Annotated in this window: 21 protein-coding genes; 12 read left to right on the top strand and 9 right to left on the bottom strand. The window is 52.5% G+C overall.

Going from position 1 to position 17,590, the window contains the following annotated elements; translation table 11 throughout:
- Nucleotides 1–335: 335 nt before the first annotated feature.
- Together JRG72_02850 and murB are read right to left on the bottom strand one after the other, a co-directional pair.
- Nucleotides 336–905: a hypothetical protein gene (locus tag JRG72_02850; protein MBW2134164.1), complete on the bottom strand. Its 570-nt coding sequence runs from the start codon at nucleotides 903–905 to the stop codon at nucleotides 336–338.
- A gap of 234 nt (nucleotides 906–1,139) precedes the next feature.
- On the bottom strand, nucleotides 1,140–2,087 hold the full coding sequence (gene murB, locus JRG72_02845; protein ID MBW2134163.1) for a UDP-N-acetylmuramate dehydrogenase: 948 nt from the start codon (nucleotides 2,085–2,087) through the stop codon (nucleotides 1,140–1,142).
- Between the two features lie 351 nt (nucleotides 2,088–2,438).
- Between murB and JRG72_02840 the strand changes: the two genes are divergently transcribed.
- Both JRG72_02840 and JRG72_02835 read left to right on the top strand, forming a co-directional pair.
- The gene (locus JRG72_02840) at nucleotides 2,439–3,758 is read left to right on the top strand and encodes a M23 family metallopeptidase (protein ID MBW2134162.1); all 1,320 of its coding nucleotides are present in this window, start codon (nucleotides 2,439–2,441) and stop codon (nucleotides 3,756–3,758) included.
- Between the two features lie 104 nt (nucleotides 3,759–3,862).
- Nucleotides 3,863–4,471, top strand: coding sequence for a threonylcarbamoyl-AMP synthase (locus JRG72_02835; protein MBW2134161.1), 609 nt, complete (start codon nucleotides 3,863–3,865; stop codon nucleotides 4,469–4,471).
- A 23-nt stretch (nucleotides 4,472–4,494) separates the two neighbouring features.
- Here the strand turns inward: JRG72_02835 and sppA are convergent, their stop codons facing one another.
- From sppA to JRG72_02815, 4 genes are read right to left on the bottom strand one after another with little or no spacing between them, the layout of a single operon-like run.
- Nucleotides 4,495–5,379 (bottom strand): signal peptide peptidase SppA, encoded by an 885-nt coding sequence (gene sppA, locus JRG72_02830; protein MBW2134160.1) that lies wholly within the window; start codon nucleotides 5,377–5,379, stop codon nucleotides 4,495–4,497.
- Nucleotides 5,380–5,398: 19 nt separating this feature from the next.
- On the bottom strand, nucleotides 5,399–7,252 hold the full coding sequence (locus JRG72_02825) for a 30S ribosomal protein S1 (GenBank protein MBW2134159.1): 1,854 nt from the start codon (nucleotides 7,250–7,252) through the stop codon (nucleotides 5,399–5,401).
- 56 nt (nucleotides 7,253–7,308) lie between these two features.
- Nucleotides 7,309–8,004: a (d)CMP kinase gene (locus JRG72_02820; protein ID MBW2134158.1), complete on the bottom strand. Its 696-nt coding sequence runs from the start codon at nucleotides 8,002–8,004 to the stop codon at nucleotides 7,309–7,311.
- Between the two features lie 13 nt (nucleotides 8,005–8,017).
- Entirely contained in the window at nucleotides 8,018–9,118 is a 1,101-nt protein-coding gene (locus tag JRG72_02815; GenBank protein ID MBW2134157.1) for a histidinol-phosphate transaminase, read from the bottom strand.
- A 464-nt stretch (nucleotides 9,119–9,582) separates the two neighbouring features.
- Between JRG72_02815 and JRG72_02810 the strand changes: the two genes are divergently transcribed.
- Both JRG72_02810 and JRG72_02805 read left to right on the top strand, forming a co-directional pair.
- Nucleotides 9,583–10,191 (top strand): CDP-alcohol phosphatidyltransferase family protein, encoded by a 609-nt coding sequence (locus JRG72_02810; GenBank protein ID MBW2134156.1) that lies wholly within the window; start codon nucleotides 9,583–9,585, stop codon nucleotides 10,189–10,191.
- Nucleotides 10,192–10,235: 44 nt separating this feature from the next.
- A complete protein-coding gene (locus tag JRG72_02805; GenBank protein MBW2134155.1) occupies nucleotides 10,236–10,868 on the top strand; it encodes an HAD family hydrolase in 633 nt (210 codons plus the stop codon).
- A 133-nt stretch (nucleotides 10,869–11,001) separates the two neighbouring features.
- Here the strand turns inward: JRG72_02805 and JRG72_02800 are convergent, their stop codons facing one another.
- A complete protein-coding gene (locus JRG72_02800; GenBank protein ID MBW2134154.1) occupies nucleotides 11,002–11,301 on the bottom strand; it encodes a hypothetical protein in 300 nt (99 codons plus the stop codon).
- Between the two features lie 274 nt (nucleotides 11,302–11,575).
- Here JRG72_02800 and JRG72_02795 point away from each other — a divergent pair, with 274 nt between their 5' ends.
- The 8 genes from JRG72_02795 (at nucleotide 11,576) to JRG72_02760 (ending at nucleotide 15,062) form a co-directional block, all read left to right on the top strand.
- On the top strand, nucleotides 11,576–11,827 hold the full coding sequence (locus tag JRG72_02795) for a hypothetical protein (protein MBW2134153.1): 252 nt from the start codon (nucleotides 11,576–11,578) through the stop codon (nucleotides 11,825–11,827).
- Nucleotides 11,820–12,032, top strand: a complete 213-nt coding sequence (locus tag JRG72_02790; GenBank protein MBW2134152.1) for a hypothetical protein — start codon at nucleotides 11,820–11,822, stop codon at nucleotides 12,030–12,032. Before JRG72_02795 ends, JRG72_02790 begins: the two co-directional genes overlap by 8 nt.
- A gap of 4 nt (nucleotides 12,033–12,036) precedes the next feature.
- The gene (gene queD / locus JRG72_02785; GenBank protein MBW2134151.1) at nucleotides 12,037–12,408 is read left to right on the top strand and encodes a 6-carboxytetrahydropterin synthase QueD; all 372 of its coding nucleotides are present in this window, start codon (nucleotides 12,037–12,039) and stop codon (nucleotides 12,406–12,408) included.
- 9 nt (nucleotides 12,409–12,417) lie between these two features.
- Nucleotides 12,418–12,828, top strand: coding sequence for a cytochrome c3 family protein (locus JRG72_02780; protein MBW2134150.1), 411 nt, complete (start codon nucleotides 12,418–12,420; stop codon nucleotides 12,826–12,828).
- Nucleotides 12,829–12,852: 24 nt separating this feature from the next.
- On the top strand, nucleotides 12,853–13,416 hold the full coding sequence (pyrE, locus tag JRG72_02775; protein ID MBW2134149.1) for an orotate phosphoribosyltransferase: 564 nt from the start codon (nucleotides 12,853–12,855) through the stop codon (nucleotides 13,414–13,416).
- 59 nt (nucleotides 13,417–13,475) lie between these two features.
- Nucleotides 13,476–14,036: a CMP deaminase gene (locus tag JRG72_02770; GenBank protein ID MBW2134148.1), complete on the top strand. Its 561-nt coding sequence runs from the start codon at nucleotides 13,476–13,478 to the stop codon at nucleotides 14,034–14,036.
- A 154-nt stretch (nucleotides 14,037–14,190) separates the two neighbouring features.
- On the top strand, nucleotides 14,191–14,643 hold the full coding sequence (locus JRG72_02765; protein MBW2134147.1) for an Hsp20/alpha crystallin family protein: 453 nt from the start codon (nucleotides 14,191–14,193) through the stop codon (nucleotides 14,641–14,643).
- A 17-nt stretch (nucleotides 14,644–14,660) separates the two neighbouring features.
- Nucleotides 14,661–15,062 (top strand): Hsp20/alpha crystallin family protein, encoded by a 402-nt coding sequence (locus tag JRG72_02760; GenBank protein ID MBW2134146.1) that lies wholly within the window; start codon nucleotides 14,661–14,663, stop codon nucleotides 15,060–15,062.
- Nucleotides 15,063–15,117: 55 nt separating this feature from the next.
- Here the strand turns inward: JRG72_02760 and dnaB are convergent, their stop codons facing one another.
- Both dnaB and JRG72_02750 read right to left on the bottom strand, forming a co-directional pair.
- A complete protein-coding gene (dnaB, locus tag JRG72_02755; protein MBW2134145.1) occupies nucleotides 15,118–16,494 on the bottom strand; it encodes a replicative DNA helicase in 1,377 nt (458 codons plus the stop codon).
- Between the two features lie 637 nt (nucleotides 16,495–17,131).
- A complete protein-coding gene (locus JRG72_02750) occupies nucleotides 17,132–17,581 on the bottom strand; it encodes a 50S ribosomal protein L9 (protein ID MBW2134144.1) in 450 nt (149 codons plus the stop codon).
- Between the last annotated feature and the right edge of the window lie 9 nt (nucleotides 17,582–17,590).

Genomic DNA, 17,590 nt, shown 5'->3' with positions numbered 1-17,590 from the left:
ATTTCTTTTTCCGGCAACCGCCGTTGATCAAGCAACAGCACCTTATTCTGATCCCACCGAATGGTGTGATAACCGGCAATTTCGGTCACTATATCCCCCTTTTTTTCTAAACCAACCAGACAACCAGTATGCACCCTGATAGGTATCGTAAGTTCTCCAGGATAATATCTCATAAACGCCATGGCTTTTGAAGAAAGCGGTGGCTGGCAATGATATTCGTCCTGTTCCTGTAGGGACTGGGTTTCCCGGCCCTAAACGGGGTGGGGAGACCCCCCCCTACCAAAAGATCACATCAATTTATTAGTGATCAAGAAAACCCGGGCTCGGGGCTGAATTTACCCGCGGGGTTTGGCCCAGATTTCAAGCACGGTTAAATTCAAGAAGCGTTTGGAGGCCGCGGAGCGCAGCAAGGCCACGGTATCCGCGCCCCAGGCAGTGCCGGCCATGGCCACCACCTCTTCCCCTTCCGGTATCAGCCCGGCATCCACTGCTTCCATCACAATTTCGCAGCAGACCTTCATTCCCTGACCCAAGCGCCGCAAAGTATTGGCGATCAGTAAAGTGGGAGCACTGCCCTTGAATTGCTCGGCCAGGCTGGTTTCCAGCGAATGGGTGAGGATAGTGCCCTTAAAAACCGGAACCCCCAGAGAGGTAATCTGGTGAAAATTATCTTCTTTAAATTCATCGACATTGGGACCTTTAAATCCCACACTGTGGCCGACGATCACCAGATTGACAGCTTTTCCCGCCAGTAAGCGGGCCGCTTTGACCCCGGTATCGCCGGTAGTGGAGGCCACCACAAAATGTTTATGGCCTTCGACCTGGGCCCGGGCCAACACCTCCAGGCAAGCGTCGGTATTATCCGGCCCCGCTTTGTCAAAATACCACACTTCACGACGTATCATGACTCCTCCAGGTTACTTCTGGGTTTGGGCTTTTCCGCTGCCGTTATATTTTTGCCTCTGGCCCAGCCTTAGTCAAGGGAATTTCAATAAGGGGAGTGATTGAAACCCATAAGAGCGCCAAAAGGGGGGATAAATTGCCATAGGCTGCTGGGCCGGTCGAAGCAGTCTCTGAGATAAGAGGATTTATAAGAATATTATATACTTAGCCATATAACTTTATAGTCTTTATAGTAATCAATAAGGCGGTAAAAATTCCTTGGGGTCTAAGAGATCCTCGGGCAGCATCACCATCTCACGTTCCAGGCTGACTCCATGGGCCTTCCAAACGGTCTCCTGGATCTGAGCGATCAAAGCCTTCACCTGAGCCGCGGTAGCGTGGCCGAGATTAATGATAAAGTTGGCGTGATCGGTGGAAACCTGCGCCTCTCCGTACCGCAAGCCTTTTAAGCCGGCCCGCTCGATGAGCCAGCCCGCGGGGCGTCCCACCGCTGGATTTTTAAACACACTGCCGCAATTACGGGGGTTGGCCGGAAATTTAACCCGTCGCTGTCGGAGTAGCTCCGTCATCCGGGCCTGGATTTCTTCCGGTGGCGCGCTCTGCGTGAGGTAAAATTCGGCTGCCACCACCAGCCAATGGGGGAAATTTAGCAGCCGGGAGCGCCGATAGCCGAACTCCAACTCACTGGCCATCAGGGTCAACATTTGCAAGCGGGGGGTGACGACAGTGACCTGCCGGAGCCGGGAGGAGATATCCTGACCCGGCCCGGTACCGGCGTTGATCCGCACCGCCGCTCCGACCGTGCCTGGAATGCCGGCCAGAAATTCAAACCCCGCTACTCCCTGTCCTGCCAGGTATTGGGCCAGCGTCGGCAGCGAGACCCCAGCGCCGACTCGCAGGCAGTTGCCGTCAAGTTTTATCTCTTTAAAAGCCCGAGCCAGGTGCAGGGTAAGGCCAGGTAAACCGCGGTCAGCGATCAGCAGGTTGGAGCCCCGCCCCAAGAAGAACACCGGCCACTGGCAGGTCTTAGCCAGCCGGAATATGTCAAAAAGATCGTCCAGGTCGGCGGGAACGGCCAAAACCTGAGCAGCCCCCCCGATCTTCCAGGTTGTCAGCGGTCCCAGGAGGTGATTGACATAGAGCTGGCCTCGGATGGACTGCAGTTGAGTAGGATAAATATCCATGAGGCAATAGACCTATTATAACCATTGTCATAAATTTTCTAAAACTTTCTTATTATAATAAGCTCAATCCAACTTCCAGATTAGCGCCCCAGCCGGTCCAGCCTAACGCATAATAGTAATTTATTATTATCCTGCTTGCCGCTCCCCTGAATGTCAACCGAAATTTTTCGGCCGCGCCCTTGTCTAAGAAAACCGCCCAATTCACAGGACGACGGCCTAGATTCGCTTGCCGGAAAAGGCAATCCTTGGTAGGATAAAAAAAATTTTTTCAGGGAGGTTAGGCTTATTTCTAGAAAACGATCTTTACTGCCACGGAAGGGCGGTATCTTCCTGATCCTGGCGGCGATCGGGGTGTTGGCGGGAGTGATCGGGCTGACCATTTTCTGGTTGGATTGGGAAGCGCCCCAGGTGCAATTGACCCCTGACCTCAAGGTGTTGGGGGCCAAGACGACCTTCACGGTGAAGGTCCAGGACCAGAAAAGCGGCCTGAAACAGTTGCGGGTGACTCTGCAACAGTCCGGCTTAGTAAAGGATATCATCAGCCGGGATTTCCCTAGCGGTTGGCTGGGAGGCGGCCGGGAGCATCGCTTCGAGGTCCCCCTGACCCTGGAACCGAAGACCCTGGGTCTTAAGGAAGGTCCGGCGGAGCTTATAGTTTTGGCTCGGGATCATTCCTGGAGGAACTTGTTTAATGGTCGTGAAACCACCTTATCTCGGCAACTGACCATTGACCTGATTCCCTTACATATATCAGTACGTTCCTTGAACCACACCCTAAACCAAGGGGGTACCGGCCTGGTAACCTATCAGATCAACAAAGACATTAAAAAAAGCGGAGTAATGGTTGATGGCCGCTGGTTTACCGGCTATCCCTGTCCGGGTGAGGAACCCGGAATTTATCTGGCTTTCTTTGCGGTGCCGGTTGAGGTCTCCCAACCATTCCCCTTGGAGGTGAGAGCGATCGACCTGGTCGGTAATGAGGCTCACCAACCGGTCATCTATCGTCTCAAGCAGAGACGCTGGCGGAACGACCGCATCAATCTGTCCGAAGCCTTTTTGCAAAAGAAAATGCCAGAGTTTCAGGTAATGTCCCCTGATCTGAAAAATATTGCCGATCCGCTGGAGGTCTTTCTGGTAATTAATCAAAAGTGGCGTCAGCATGATAATCACCGGGTAGGTGAAATCTGCCGGATCAGTCAGGCCCACCGTCTCTGGCAAGGGGCTTTTCAGCGTCTGAAAAACAGTAAACCCATGGCTGGCTTCGCCGACCATCGAACCTATTTCTATCAGAACCGGGAAATTGATCGCCAGGTGCATTTGGGGCAAGACCTGGCTTCGCTCCAGAATGCCGAGGTGGCCGCGGCCAACCATGGGGTGGTGGTGATGGCCGAACCCTTGGGGATTTATGGTCAAACCGTCATCATCGATCATGGCTGGGGTCTGTTCAGCATGTACAGCCATCTGAGTCAGATCAAGGTGCAGACCGGTCAGCAGGTCAGGCAGGGCGAGGTTATCGGCAATACCGGCACTACCGGGCTGGCTGGCGGAGACCACTTGCATTTTGCCATGATTGTCCAGGGGCAGTTTGTGGACCCGGTGGAGTGGTGGGATCCCCACTGGATCAAAGACAATGTGGAGCGTCAACTGCGGCCGGCTCAGAAACCCCAATAGCTGGTGGAAAGACCCTCCTGCCCGGGAGCGCAGCCACGGCTGGCTGGTTTTATAAGGAAACTGGATTTATCTGGAGAGAGATTGGGAAAATGGGAAATAAACCGATGATTTTGCGTATCAACCCTCAGAATCCCCAGGAGCGTTTGCTCCGGCAGGTGGTGCAGGTACTGGCGGACGGCGGCCTGATTGCGTATCCTACCGATACCTGCTATGGCATCGGCTGCGATCTGTTCAATAAGGCCGGGATTGAGAAGATCTATCAGCTCAAACGGCGGCCGCTGTCCAAACCTTTCAGTTTTATCTGTGCCGATCTAAAGGATATCAGTGAATATGCCCGGGTTTCCAACTACGCCTATAAGACCATGAAGCGGCTGTTGCCTGGGCCTTATACCTTTATTCTGGAAGGGTCGCGTCTGGTACCCAAAATCATGCTCACCCGACGCAAAACCGCCGGCATTCGAGTGCCCGACCATCCTATCTGTTTGGGGCTGGTGAAACTTTTGGGCCACCCCATTATCAGCACCAGTGCCAGTCGCGCGGACAACGGGGTAATGAGCGATCCCTATGAAATTGCCGCTTATTTCAAACCGTATCTGGATGTAGTGGTGGATGGCGGGATAATTGTGCCGGAACCTTCCAGCGTCATCTCCCTGATCGATGATGTCCCGGAAATAATCCGGGTGGGTAAAGGAGAGGTCAGTGATTTTGAGTGAATCTCGTTATTCGAAGCCGATTTCTACCTTCGGGTAAGTAAGTAAGCCGGGATTAAAGGAGTCAATTGCAACCGGTTAAAAGTTTTTTCCAGGCTCTCTCCAAAGAGCAACTGCCACAGAGAAAATTTATCCTTTTCAGGATAGATGGCCTCCACTTTGCCAACGATGCCCCCCAACCGACCGGCCCGCTCGATCGCATCCTGGAGATTGCCGAATTCGTCGATCATCTTTAATTTTTTGGCTTCTTCGCCGGTGAAGATGCGGCCGTCCGCCACGGCCCGGACCTTTTCAACGGGGAGATTGCGGCCCTTGGCCACATCCCGGATAAATTGTTCATGGATATTATCGAGCAGCTTCTGGAAATAGGCCCTTTCTTCAGGAGTCATCGGACGCACCGGGGAACCGGAATCTTTAAAAGTGCCGGCCTTGAGATCATAAAAGTCCAGCCCCACTTTTTTAATCAAGTCTTCAACATTGGCAAATCTGATAATGACGCCGATGCTGCCGGTTAAGGTGCCGGGGCTGGCGATGATGAGGTCAGCTCCGCTGGCGATATAATAGCCTCCCGAGGCGGCTACAGTGCCCAGAGAAGCGACCACCTTTTTGGTTTTGCGAACCTTTTCCAGTTCCCGCCAGATCTCTTGTGCCGGGCTAACTGCTCCCCCCGGAGAGTTGATCCGCAAAACGATCGCCTTAATCTGGGAATTTTTGCGGTATTTGTCCAATTGTTTCAGGGTCTCCTGGGCATCAGCAATAACCCCTTTAACTTCTATGACTCCGACTTTTTCTCCTCTTGACCACAGGGGGCCTTCTTTAGTAAAGGATAGCATCAACAGACTCAGGCCGATAAAAAACAGGATAATCGAACCGAGGATCAAAATTACGGAGTACAGCGGCCGCTTTTTCATGGAGTTATCCCCTAAATTTTCAGGATTTGTTCTCCGCCTTTTTCAATTCACTCTCTTCCAGGCTCTCCCGCAAGATCTCACCTAAAGGAGTGGTGGCCTCCTTCCGGGAATGGAGGTATTCCCGATAAACAGAGCGTTCTTCTTCGCTCTCCAGCTTGCGGATACTAAGGCCGATCTTGCGATCGCGGGCCGAGACATTTACCACTTTCACGGTGATTACATCACCGACCTTGATCTGGGCGGCCTTGTTTTTATCGCGACTCAATTCGGAAATATGTACCAGCCCCTCAATGCCCTCTTCCAGCTCGACAAATAATCCGAAATCGGTGACATTGGTGACCATACCGTTGACCCGCTGGCCTACCGGGTAGCGTTGTTCAATAGTATCCCAAGGGTCAGGGGTCAATTGTTTGATGCCCAGCGAAAAACGCTCATTTTCCTTGTCGATGTTCAGGACTTCAGCCTGGACTTCCTGGCCTTTTTTATAGATTTCGGAGGGATGTTTGATACGCTTGGTCCAAGAGATGTCAGAGATATGCACCAGGCCGTCAATCCCTTCGTCAATGCCGATGAAGATACCGAACTCAGTAATATTTTTGATTTTCCCCTCAATGACGGTACCAACCGGGTATTTCTCCCCGATGACATCCCAGGGGTTCGGTTCGACCTGCTTCATCCCCAAAGAAATGCGTTTTTTCTCGGGATCCAGGTCCAGAACTACCACCTCCACGACATCGTTAACGTTCACCACTTTGGAGGGATGGCGGATCTTTCTGGTCCAGGACATCTCGGAAACGTGAATCAGGCCTTCGACTCCAGGTTCCAACTCTACAAAAGCGCCGTAATCGGTGAGGCTCACCACCTTGCCCTGCACCCGGCTGCCGATCGGGTATTTTTCTGCAGCCATAGTCCAGGGATCCGGACTCAATTGCTTCAGCCCCAGCGACACCCGCTCATTTTCACGGTCAAAATGCAATACCTTAACGGTGATGGCATCACCTACCTGGTAGAGATCGGAAGGGTGACCGATCCGCCCCCAGGACATATCGGTAATATGGAGCAGACCATCAATGCCGCCGAGATCGACAAAAATGCCATAATCAGTAATATTTTTTACCACTCCGTCGATAACCTTGCCTTCTTCCAGGCTGGCCAGGGTTTGAGCCTTTTGTTCCGACTTTTCCTTTTCCAAAATAGCCCGTCGAGACAGAACTACATTACGCCTTTTTTTGTTATATTTCAGAACCTTAAATTGTTGACGTCGACCGATCAGGGCATCCACATTCCGGGTCGGCTGCAAATCTACCTGGGAACCGGGCAGGAAGCCGGTGAGACCGCCAATATCAACCGAAAACCCGCCTTTAACCTTGGCGGAAATGACCCCTTCGATCACCCCGTCTTCTTGATAAGCAGTGCTGATCTCTTCCCAGACTTTGATTTTGGAGGCCTTTTCCTTAGAAAGCATAACTATGCCCTCTTCGTCGTCCCGACGTTCCAAAAGAACATCTACTTGATCGCCGATGTGGGCTTCTACTTCGCCCTCGGGTGAGATAAACTCCTGGATGGGAATCTGGCCCTCGCACTTATAACCGATATCTACGACAGCGTAGTCTTTATCGATAGAGACAATACGCCCGGAGATTACTTCACCTTCTTGGACCCGGCGGAGACTCTCCTCATAGAGTTCGGACATCCTTTCCAGATCGCCGGTTTTTTCCGGCTCTGCCGCCCCCTGAACCGTGCCGTTCGGACCTGTTTCCGGCTCTTCCGCAGCCCCGGTCTCTGTGACGGTTTCCTCGGAAAAGGCGTGGGTTTCAGTGTCTAACGGCTCTGTTTCGTTGATCAAGTCCGGTTTTTTATTATTATCATCCATGTAATTCTTCCCCCTCTGAATATTTTTACCCTTATCGGTGGTTTTCTAATTCAAAGCTATCGCTCCCCGCTGCCAGCATGCGGAGTTGACTGTTCCAACACCGGTCGAATCAGCTCCTGACAGGCATGCACCACTTCTTCCAGGCTTAGATTGGTGCTATCGATGACCTGGGCTCCGCTCGGAATGCACAACGGCGCTTCCTGTCGCTGGCGATCACGTTGATCGCGGTCGGCCAGTTCAGCCCGAACCTGGTCCGCCGGCAGTTCTCGACCCTGGGCCTGCAGTTGCTGGCGGCGACGTTGGAGCCGAACTTCAGGGTCGGCGTCCAGATAAATTTTAACCTCAGCGTGGGGGAAAACCATGGTTCCCATGTCACGACCTTCGGTAACGATGCCGCGATTTTCTCCCCAGGCGCGCAATCGGGTTCCGACCCATTGTCGTACCGGGCTTAAGGTAGCCACTCGGGAAGCGGCCTGGCTGACCCAGGGCTGGCGAATGGCCTGGGTAATCTCCTGGCTCTGGCTCCATAGCCGGAATCCTTCTGGACCACTATCAACCCGGAGATCAAAATTGGCCAGGAAGTTTTCCAACTTCTGGGCATCATCCAGATTTATATCTTGACGCCCAGCCACTAGAGCGACGGCCCGATACAAAGCGCCACTGTCTAGATAAAGATATCCCAACCATTGGGCCAGTCGCTTGCCGACACTACTTTTGCCCGCCCCGGCCGGACCATCGATGGTTATGATCAATCGAGGGGGCACCTCAGGCTGTAAACCCCATTACCTTTTTGAATGCCTGTAGGAAACGGAGATTTTCTTCCGGACGCCCGGCATTGACTCGAATCCATTCGGGCAGATTATAACTGCTCATAGCCCGAATGATCACTCCTTCCCGGAGCATAAGTTGATAGAGCTCCTGGCCGTCCCGGTTGACCCGAATCAGCAGAAAGTTGGCCTGGGTAGGAATATACTCCACCCCCAGACGATCCAGCTCCTGGCACAAAAATGCCAGCCCCTCCCTTACCAGCTGGCGGGTGCGATCCAAGAAGTCCTGATCGTCGAGAGCCGACCGGGCTGCTACTTGGGCCAGGCTGTTGACGTTGAAAGGTTGTCGCATCCGGTTCAGGTAATCTATCAATTCGCTCGGGCCATAGCCATAACCGACCCTTAATCCGGCCAAGCCGTAGGCTTTGGAAAAGGTCCGCAAACCGATCAGGGGCAACTGCTCGTCCAGATAATCTAGCCCCGAGGCCACATCCGGCGATTCGACAAAATCAATATAGGCCTCATCTAAAACCACAATTACCCCCGAAGGCAGGGCCTTTAGAAAATTTTCCCATTCTGTCCGATAGATTGCAGTGCCAGTGGGGTTATTAGGATTGTTGATAATAACGATCTTGCTATGGGGGGTCAGGGCGTGGATCAGGGCTTCCAGATCAACTCGGAAATCTTTTAAAGGCAAGGGCCGGAAAATGCCGCCGGCTCCTTGGGTCAATAATCCGTACATTAAAAAGGAAGGGGTGAAGCTCAGGACTTCTTCCCCAGGTTGCAAAAAAGTCCTGATAATCAATTCCAGAATTTCATCTGAGCCATTGCCGAGGATTAATTGTTCCGGGCTGATCCCTAGATGGCGGCTCAAACGCTGTTTGAGATAATAGGCCCCGCTATCTGGATAACGGTTCAGGGTGGCTAACTGCGATTGGATGGCTTTAAGAGCCAGAGGAGAAGGTCCCAGAGGATTTTCGTTAGAGGCTAATTTTATAGCTCCAGTAACCCCAAATTCTCTTTCTAATTCTTCTAGAGGCTTACCGGGCGGATATGCCGTAAGCGTGGCGATGTTTTCCGGTACCAAAAATTCAAACATAGACTCCACAATGAGGCCGGGGGACAAACAGTATTACACCAAAACAGCGTGTTTCTTTGATTGCTGGAACCCGAGCAGGCAGGTGCAGATGCTTAGTTTAAGGGTGGGAGGATATGCAAGTTCCGTTGTTAATCGACATTTAACCTGGGCAGGATGATCAGATAATTTGACTCCTCCGAGGTTCGAGATTTCTCCTCTAAGCCAGGGCCATGGCCAGAGTCCGATCCGCACCCTATACCGGGATGCAACCCTTAACAAAGCAATAACCGATTGTTCCCTTTTCAGCCTGTAAACCAAAATGGCATTAAATATTATTAATATTATATAACCCAAACCGATTTAAAAATCAATACCTTTTTCTAAGGTTGAAGGAAATCTGGTGCACATCTTTAAATCACATTGAAATAAAATAAGATATCTGTTATTTTTTTCTCTACCTAACCTCATGACACGGATTCTCCCTGATGTCTTTAGCTAACATTATTACTCTGAGTCGGTTGCCGTTGCTACTGATTTTAGTGGCCCTGCTTTTCATCCCTAACCTGGAACTGCGGCTCCTGGGGCTGGGATTGCTGATCATCTTGTTTCTGATGGATTGGTTTGACGGCTATGTGGCACGATTGCGAGACGAAGTCACCGAGTTGGGAGCGGTCTTAGATGTGGCCTTAGATCGGGCCGTAGAAAATATTCTCTGGATCAGCTTCATGTACATCGGCTTAGTGCCGCTGTGGGTGCCGATCATATTTCTCATACGTTCCTTTATTGTCGATAGCTTACGGGGCGTGGCTCTCCGTCAGGGCAAGTCAGTTTTTGGGATGATGCACTCCCGCCTGGGGAAATTCCTGGTCGCGTCCCGCTTTATGCGCGCCTTTTATGGCTTTGCCAAGGCCTGGGTGTTCTGTCAACTAATGCTCACCCATGCCCTGAAATTGAAGGATCCTGGACTGACCTCAACCCTACAGCCCCTCAACCAAGCTCTTATCTGGCTAGTTGTTGGTCTCTGTGTCATCAGGGGAGTCCCGGTGTTATTGGACAGCCGGAGATACTTTCTCTCCCCCGTGGGTAAGGCCTGAAGTCTTAAACTTAAACTGGCAAGTTCCAACCAGAAGGGATGGCCATGGCCAAAATCGCTGCCATTTTTGACGTGGACCACACTCTCGTCCGAGGGCCTACGGAAAAGCTATTCTTCTGTTATCTTTTACGGCACCGACAGTTATCCTGGGGCAAGGTGTTGGCTTTTTTGGGCCACGTTCTTCTCGAGCCCCAAAGCCGTTTCCATAATAAGTCATATCTGGCAGGGACATTGATAGCAGAAATCGAGCCCCTGGCGCGGAGCTGCTACCAAGAGGTGATCGCCCCACGATTAAGTGCCCGGGGTCGGGAATGTGTCCGCCAGCACCAAGCCCAGGGACATGTCATCGTTATCCTGACCGGTTCACTTTACTTTTTGGTTCATCCCTTAAAAGAAGAATTGGGCGCCCAGTGGCTGATTGCTACCCGTTTAGACCGGGCTAACGATCACTTTACCGGGCACATCACCGGCTGCCATCCGCGCGGAGAGCATAAGCTCCACCTGGTGCGCGACCTGGCCCAATCCGCGGGTTTCGATATTTCTCAATCCTATGCGTATGCTGACCATATCCAGGATGTGCCCCTGCTGTCGCAAGTCGGCCATCCGGTGGTGGTCAACCCTGGCTGGCGACTCAAGCGTCTGGCCCAACGCTATAACTGGCCCATCCGCTATTTTTAACCACCCGAATCTTGATATTTAAACCTCATAGGGTGAAGGAAGACGTTTCAATAGATTGTAGGCCTATCCTTTTGGCCAGATTTTGAGAATGCAGGAATTTTATGATGGGAATTTAAGATTAAGGCTGGCTGACTCAGTGCCAATCTTTGGCATCGCAAAAACTATGGGCCAATCCCTCCAGGGCTTCGGTATAGTCTGACCAATAGATCAGATCATGACAAAAGGGACACCGCACGGTAGCGTATATCCTCCGGCCCTTCTGACCCTCGGATGTGATTTCCCAGATCCCTGCAAAATCACAAACAACCTGTTGCTCCAGCGCGGCTGGTTCCTGGTCGGCGATCCGCTTCTCTAATTGGCCCTGCTCCCAATATTTAGCGCCATCATACAGAATCAGACCGGGGAACAACTTAAGGGCCTCTCTTAAGTGCATAATTCTTAAACTTTCTCCCGGCATGTAACAGCGGGACCCATCGTAAAGTAACCGGCTAAATTGATCAATTCGGATTAAGGTTTAGCGAATTTTCAAAAATCTGTGTTTCCTTGACCCTCACGGACTAATTTTAGCAAACCGGCCCGATTAATATCAAGTAAATTCAGAATCTCTCCAAAGACTTAATGATAGTCTCCCGGCTTTCAGATTGACAGGAGTAATTTTTTGGGATATCTGATATGATTGAAAAAATTAAGATCCGAAAGGAAGTTCCATGAAATGCCCCCATTGTGGTGGGGAATTGCCTATGGCGCAGTGCCCGGAATGTGGTGGCGAGACTCCGGCCGATGGCGACTATTGCTGTCGCTGCGGAGCGATTTTAGACCTGCTGGAAACCAGCCCGGATTTGAGCAACCGAGTCCTCTGTCCCGACGGCAACTGTATCGGGGTTCTTGATAAACATGGTGTCTGCAGTGTTTGCGGACGGGCTTATGAAAATCTCGAAAGTGAGCCCGAGAATGGATGAAGCCCTGGTAAAACAGCTCAAGAGCCGGGTGGCAACCGAACTGCGGCAACGGGAACTGGCCTTATTGGAATACTGGCTGGAAGAAGTAAAAAAGATCGAGGCCAAACGGCATCAGGACCTGGCCGCGCTGCTGAATGATTTGAAGGGCCTGATCACCCGGATGCAGAACCGCCTCCAAACCCTGAAATCCGGCCGGGAGAGATGAACCGATGTATGAATTAAAGATTATTACTCAGTTTTCGGCTGCCCATCGCCTGGAAAATTTTTATGGCAAATGCGAAGCCCTGCACGGCCATAACTGGAAGGTAGAAATTTTTGTGGTCTCCGCTTCTCTGGATGATGCCGGATTAGTGCGGGATTTCGGTCAGCTCAAAGCCGCGGCCAAGGAAATTTTGGAGGAGGTTGATCATACTTATCTGAATGAGTTGCCTGCCTTCCGGACCCAGAACCCTTCCTCCGAAAACCTGGCTCGCTACCTCTTTGAACGCTTGGGGACCGTAATCAACGACGGTCAGGTCAAGGTAACCCGAGTCACGGTCTGGGAGTCGGATACCAGCAGCGCCTCTTATTATCTTCCTTAACCAGGGATCATGCGGCGGAAAGGGCATCTCTGGCCGGTGGCATTATTTCTCATAGGTAATCTGGGGGTGATCTGGGCCCAGGCCAGTCTGCCCACCGAGCCCCAGCCCCAGAGTCTTATTCAAAGCCCAGGCTTGCAGCCCTGGCAAAAGCCGCCGGTAGCCTTCAGCCACCAGCAGCACGAGGAGCAACGCATTGCCTGCGCCACCTGCCATCATGAATATGACGGCGGCCGCAATCACTGGAGCCAGGGAGACCCGGTAAAAAAATGCCAGGAATGTCATCCGAACCGGCCTCAGACCGACCGGCCGGATCTGAAGAATGCCTTTCATCGACAATGCAAGGGTTGTCACTTAAAACTCTCCCAACAGGGCCAGCGGGCCGGACCGATCCGCTGCCTGGACTGCCACCGCCAGATCTGAATCCCAAGGAGCCAAGGGGGTGAAATGACTGATTCTTTGGTCCGGGAAAAACTACTCAAGCTGTTGCGTCAGGAAGCCTTGGAATTTAGAGAGGTCATCCTGTCTTCAGGACGCCACAGTCATTATTATATCGATTGCCGCCGGGTGACTCTGTCACCGGCCGGGGCTTATCTGACCGCCCAATTGGTCCTCCAGCAGCTGCCCCCAAGGGAGGTGGACGCTCTGGGTGGCCTGACCCTGGGCGCGGACCCTATTGTCGCCGCGGTTGCCGCGGTCAGTTATCTGGAAGGCCGGCCGCTCAATGCCTTTATCGTGCGCCAGGAAACCAAGGGACATGGGGGCCGGCAGATGATCGAAGGGCCGCCACTGGCGTCAGGGGCCAGGGTGGCCATCATCGACGATGTAGCCACCACCGGCGGCTCCATTCTGAAGGCTATCCAGGCGGTGCAGCACCATACCAACTGGCAGATTGCCCGGGTGCTGTGCCTGGTCGATCGGCAGGAAGGGGCTCGGGAGCTCCTGGCCCAGGCGGGCTTTGAGCTGATTGCCCTGTTTAACGGAGATGAACTATCGCTGCCTCCGAAATAAATAACCGGGGCAGGGATAGACATCAATCTGCCCGCTCTCCGTACCTGAAGGTAAGCTAAATGCGGCCCAACTGGGATGAATATTTTATGTTGATCGCCAAGCTGGTTAGCACCCGGTCCACTTGCAATTCCCGGCCGACCGGCGCAGTGCTGGTGAAGGAGCGCCAGATTCTGGCTACCGGCTACAACGGCTCCATGCCCGGCGCCCCCCACTGCATTGATCAGACCATGCCCGACGGCAGTCCCTATTGCCACCGCCGGGCCATGCAGGTGGCGGATGTAGATAAATATAATTACTGCCGGGCTTCCCACGCCGAAGCTAATGCCATCGCCCAGGCCGCACGCCATGGGGTCGCCATCAAGGGAGCCAGCCTTTACGTCACTCTGGAACCCTGCTATGTATGTCTGAAACTACTGGCCACCGCCCGGATTGAGAGAGTCTTTTTTGAGCTGCCCTACGAATCTCAGCATCCGGAACGGGATGCCTTCTGGCGCCAGCAGGCGGTAAAGGAGGCAGGCTTTAAGGTTTATCAACAACTTAACATTGCACCGGCCACCTTGGAATATATCTTGCCTTATCTGCAGGGCTTTACTTCCCGCCGCCGCTTACCTTCGATCTGAACCGGATTAATGCCGGGTTTCTTGGCCCTCAAAACCTGTGTCATCCAGCGTAAAAATTTTTAAACATTTAACCCGGCTAAAACCTTGACGCTTCCGCTCCTCATGCTTAATTTGTTTGCAAAAGAAAGTACATGGAATAAAGGAGGAAATATCAATGCCGTGGTTAACTTTTGGGCCGAGGTTGGACCTATTTCGAGAACTGGAGCAGTTCCGGCGAGAAATGGATCGGCTGTGGGAAGATACTTTTCGCCGGGAGCCATTTTTGCGTTGGCGGGCCGGAGTTTATCCATTGGTGAATATTTCCGAGGACCAAGATCATCTGTATGTCCGGGCCGAGCTGCCCGGCGTCAATCCTGAGGATATTGAAATCACCCTGGAAAACAATAGCCTGATCCTGCGCGGGGAACGCAAATTCCCGGAGGATGAACGGGGAGTGGACTATCATCGCCGGGAACGCGAAGTGGGATCCTTCCGGCGGGTGATCCGCTTGCCGGCACGGGTGGAGGTCGCCAATGTGGAGGCCACCTGCCATAACGGCGTTTTAACCATCACCTTGACTAAGCCGGAAGAGGCCAAAACCAAGCAGATTAAGGTTAAAAGTTCTTGAGAAAGGGGGGAACCGGAGTGGCCGAAAAAGAATTGCAGCCTAGAAAAAAGGAAGCTGTAGCGACCGAAACTGAGCTTACCAGACCCGGACGGGTCTTCCTGCCGGCGGTAGATATATATGAAAATCCCGAGGCTTTAGTGCTGCTGGCAGATATGCCGGGGGTGGCTTCGGATAAGGTGATGATCAATCTGAAGGACGACCGCCTGACCATTACCGGAGAGGTCAGTCCACCCATGAGAGGAGGAGAGCAACTCCTGGTCCAGGAGTACGAGACCGGCAATTATATGCGGGAGTTTTCTCTGGGCCAGATCATCGACCAGAACCGGATTGAGGCCACCATGAAAAACGGGGTATTGCGGCTGGTTCTGCCCAAGGTGGAAAAAGCCAAACCCCGCAAGATTGAGGTAAAGGTGGGATGATACCCGGGAAGGGAGACCCGAGGGTCTCCCTAAATATTTTCTTTTAAAAATAAGGTTAAAAATCCGCCGGGGCCTCCCCCTCGGCAAAGTCGTCAAAGCGAGTGAATTTATCCCGATAGGCCAGTTTGAATTTACCGGTGGGACCGTTGCGTTGCTTGCCGATGGTGATTTCGGCGGTGCCCTTATCAGGCGAATCCTCTTTATAGACCTCATCCCGATAGATAAAGATCACCACATCCGCATCTTGCTCAATAGCTCCCGACTCGCGCAAATCGGCCAACTGTGGTCGTTTATTAGGCCGATCCTCGACCCGCCGATTTAGCTGCGACAGGGCCAGCACCGGAACGTGCAACTCTTTGGCCAGGGCCTTAAGCGACCGAGAAATCTCCGAGATCTCCTGTTCCCGGCTGGCTAACTCTTTACGGCCCCGTATCAGCTGCAGATAATCAATGATAACCAGTCCCAAATTTCCCTCGGCCTTGAGGCGCCGGCACTTGGCCCGTACTTCTAAAACGCTGGGGGCCGGGGTGTCATCAATAACCATGGGACATTCCATCAGGTGGCTGGCCGCTTCTTGGAGACTGCGCCAGTCGTCCTCGGTCAGAAAGGCCCGACGCAAATGCGAGGTGTCAATTAGCCCCACCGCGCTAAGTAGCCGCCGGACTAATTGTTCCTTGGACATTTCCAACGAAAAAAAGGCCACCTTGATTTTGCTATAAAACGCGGCATTGTAGGCGATATTTAAACTTAAGGCGGTTTTGCCCATGCTGGGGCGGGCGGCCAGCACGATCAGGTCCGAAGGTTGCAAGCCTGCGGTTAGTTTATCTAGCTCCCGAAAGCCGCTGCGAACCCCGCTGATTAATTCGCCGCGACTCCAGATGGTCTCCAGTGTAGCAATCTCGCTGTCCACCAGTTTATTGACCGGATGGAAACCCGAGTGCAGAGTAGACTCAGCAATCTCAAATACCCGGCTCTCTGCCCAATCCAGCAATTCCGCTACATCTTCGACCGGCGTATAACAGCTGCCAGCGATTTCCTCGGCCCGGGAGATGAGACGCCGCAGGATGGATTTGTCATGGACGATCTTGGCATAATATTCAATATTGGCGGTGGTGCCGACCTGCTCGCTGAGCCCGGCTAAAAATACGGGTCCACCAACTTCTTCCAGGATCTGACGATCATGTAAGCGGGCCGTCACCGTGACCAGATCTACGGGTTCCCGCCGCTGGTAAAGCTCCAGCATGGCTCGATAAATTCTGCCATGGGCCTCGCGATAAAAATCCTCCGGGGACAAAAGATCAACCACCCGGTCCAGGGCCGTGCCCTGGAGCAGAATCGCTCCCAACACCGACTGCTCGGCTTCCAGGTTGGCAGGTGGGCGCCGCTCCGCGGTTTCGGTTTTCGGTCTGGAAATTGCGGTCACTGTGGTCATCTTGGCCTCGAAATTTTATACCTTGTTGCTTGCTTGCAAAAAATATTTTCCCATGCCCGGAGGGGTGCAGGGATTTGCCCCATAACGGGCTTGATAAATCAAGCCCCTACCAAAATATCCATTTGATTGCATATTATTAATAATCCGCCAACCTCAGAGCTATTTGGCGGGCGGCGCAACTGAGTTCACCGCCTGCCTGAAACTTGCCATGGCCCTGACAAGGGCTAGGAATAGGGTAGGGCAGAGTTAGAATTATTTACCCACCCCCGAAAATTCTGGCGATGTCACTGGTAAATGGAATTAAGGATAAGCATCTTGTTAGCCAGGCACCTTATTAAAGTCGGAGTTGTTTGTCAAAGGCGCTGGCCACGGAAGAGTAAGGGTATGGCTCTGCCCCCCCTCAGGCTAATTAACCCTGATCTCCTGGGCAGTTGGAAAGTTTTCGGTAAGTATTTGAAAGACGGTTTATGCTGATATAATAAAGACTTAGTGGTCAATAAGATAAAGCCTGGCCAAACTCCTCCTACTTCCCTTTTTTGACGATTTTCATAGCGGCACAGAAATTTAACCTTACAAAATCGGTAAGCTGCCAAAAAAACAAAATAAACCAGGGGAAAAGATGTTTGGCTTGGTGTATCTAGGCAGTCTCGGGGATGACCTCGACCATTACTTTTGCCCGGACTCCGGAATGGAGCCGCACCGTGACTTCGTAAGTCCCCAGGGATTTAATCGGCTCAGGCAGTTCGAGCATCTTCCGATCCAGCTCAAAGCCTCTGGAGGTTAAAGCTTCGGCAATCTGAGCCGAGGTCACCGAGCCATAAAGCCGTTCCTTTTCGCCCACCCGTTGCGGGATGGTGATCGTCACCCCTTCCAGGCGGGCGGCCAAGGCCAGCGCCGTCTCTTTTTCCCGCTCCTGGGTCTTTTGGCGGCGGGCCCGCTGGTGCTCAAAGCGAGCCACGTTGGCTGGAGTCGCCTCCAAGGCTTTACCTTGGGGAATCAGGTAGTTACGTCCATAACCCCGGGCAACTTCTACTATGTTGCCGACTTCTCCCAGTCCAGGAAGATCTTCGGTTAAGATCAATTTCACTATAGCTTA

It is taken from the genome of Deltaproteobacteria bacterium, from assembly GCA_019309545.1.
GTDB lineage: Bacteria > Desulfobacterota > Desulfobaccia > Desulfobaccales > Desulfobaccaceae > Desulfobacca_B.
Note: the sequence above shows the minus strand (reverse complement) of the source record. Positions and strands in the feature narration are given on the sequence as shown.

Bases quoted from the DNA above. Each gene is read 5' to 3' on its own strand.
- sppA (MBW2134160.1), bottom strand. From the start codon at position 5,379: ATGAAAAAGCGGCCGCTGTACTCCGTAATTTTGATCCTCGGTTCGATT.
- pyrE (MBW2134149.1), top strand. From the start codon at position 12,853: ATGACTGATTCTTTGGTCCGGGAAAAACTACTCAAGCTGTTGCGTCAG.
- dnaB (MBW2134145.1), bottom strand. From the start codon at position 16,494: ATGACCACAGTGACCGCAATTTCCAGACCGAAAACCGAAACCGCGGAG.
- JRG72_02795 (MBW2134153.1), top strand. From the start codon at position 11,576: ATGAAATGCCCCCATTGTGGTGGGGAATTGCCTATGGCGCAGTGCCCG.
- JRG72_02780 (MBW2134150.1), top strand. From the start codon at position 12,418: ATGCGGCGGAAAGGGCATCTCTGGCCGGTGGCATTATTTCTCATAGGT.
- queD (MBW2134151.1), top strand. From the start codon at position 12,037: ATGTATGAATTAAAGATTATTACTCAGTTTTCGGCTGCCCATCGCCTG.
- JRG72_02805 (MBW2134155.1), top strand. From the start codon at position 10,236: ATGGCCAAAATCGCTGCCATTTTTGACGTGGACCACACTCTCGTCCGA.
- JRG72_02815 (MBW2134157.1), bottom strand. From the start codon at position 9,118: ATGTTTGAATTTTTGGTACCGGAAAACATCGCCACGCTTACGGCATAT.
- JRG72_02835 (MBW2134161.1), top strand. From the start codon at position 3,863: ATGATTTTGCGTATCAACCCTCAGAATCCCCAGGAGCGTTTGCTCCGG.
- murB (MBW2134163.1), bottom strand. From the start codon at position 2,087: ATGGATATTTATCCTACTCAACTGCAGTCCATCCGAGGCCAGCTCTAT.
- JRG72_02765 (MBW2134147.1), top strand. From the start codon at position 14,191: ATGCCGTGGTTAACTTTTGGGCCGAGGTTGGACCTATTTCGAGAACTG.
- JRG72_02770 (MBW2134148.1), top strand. From the start codon at position 13,476: ATGCGGCCCAACTGGGATGAATATTTTATGTTGATCGCCAAGCTGGTT.
- JRG72_02825 (MBW2134159.1), bottom strand. From the start codon at position 7,252: ATGGATGATAATAATAAAAAACCGGACTTGATCAACGAAACAGAGCCG.
- JRG72_02810 (MBW2134156.1), top strand. From the start codon at position 9,583: ATGTCTTTAGCTAACATTATTACTCTGAGTCGGTTGCCGTTGCTACTG.
- JRG72_02790 (MBW2134152.1), top strand. From the start codon at position 11,820: ATGGATGAAGCCCTGGTAAAACAGCTCAAGAGCCGGGTGGCAACCGAA.
- JRG72_02800 (MBW2134154.1), bottom strand. From the start codon at position 11,301: ATGCACTTAAGAGAGGCCCTTAAGTTGTTCCCCGGTCTGATTCTGTAT.
- JRG72_02850 (MBW2134164.1), bottom strand. From the start codon at position 905: ATGATACGTCGTGAAGTGTGGTATTTTGACAAAGCGGGGCCGGATAAT.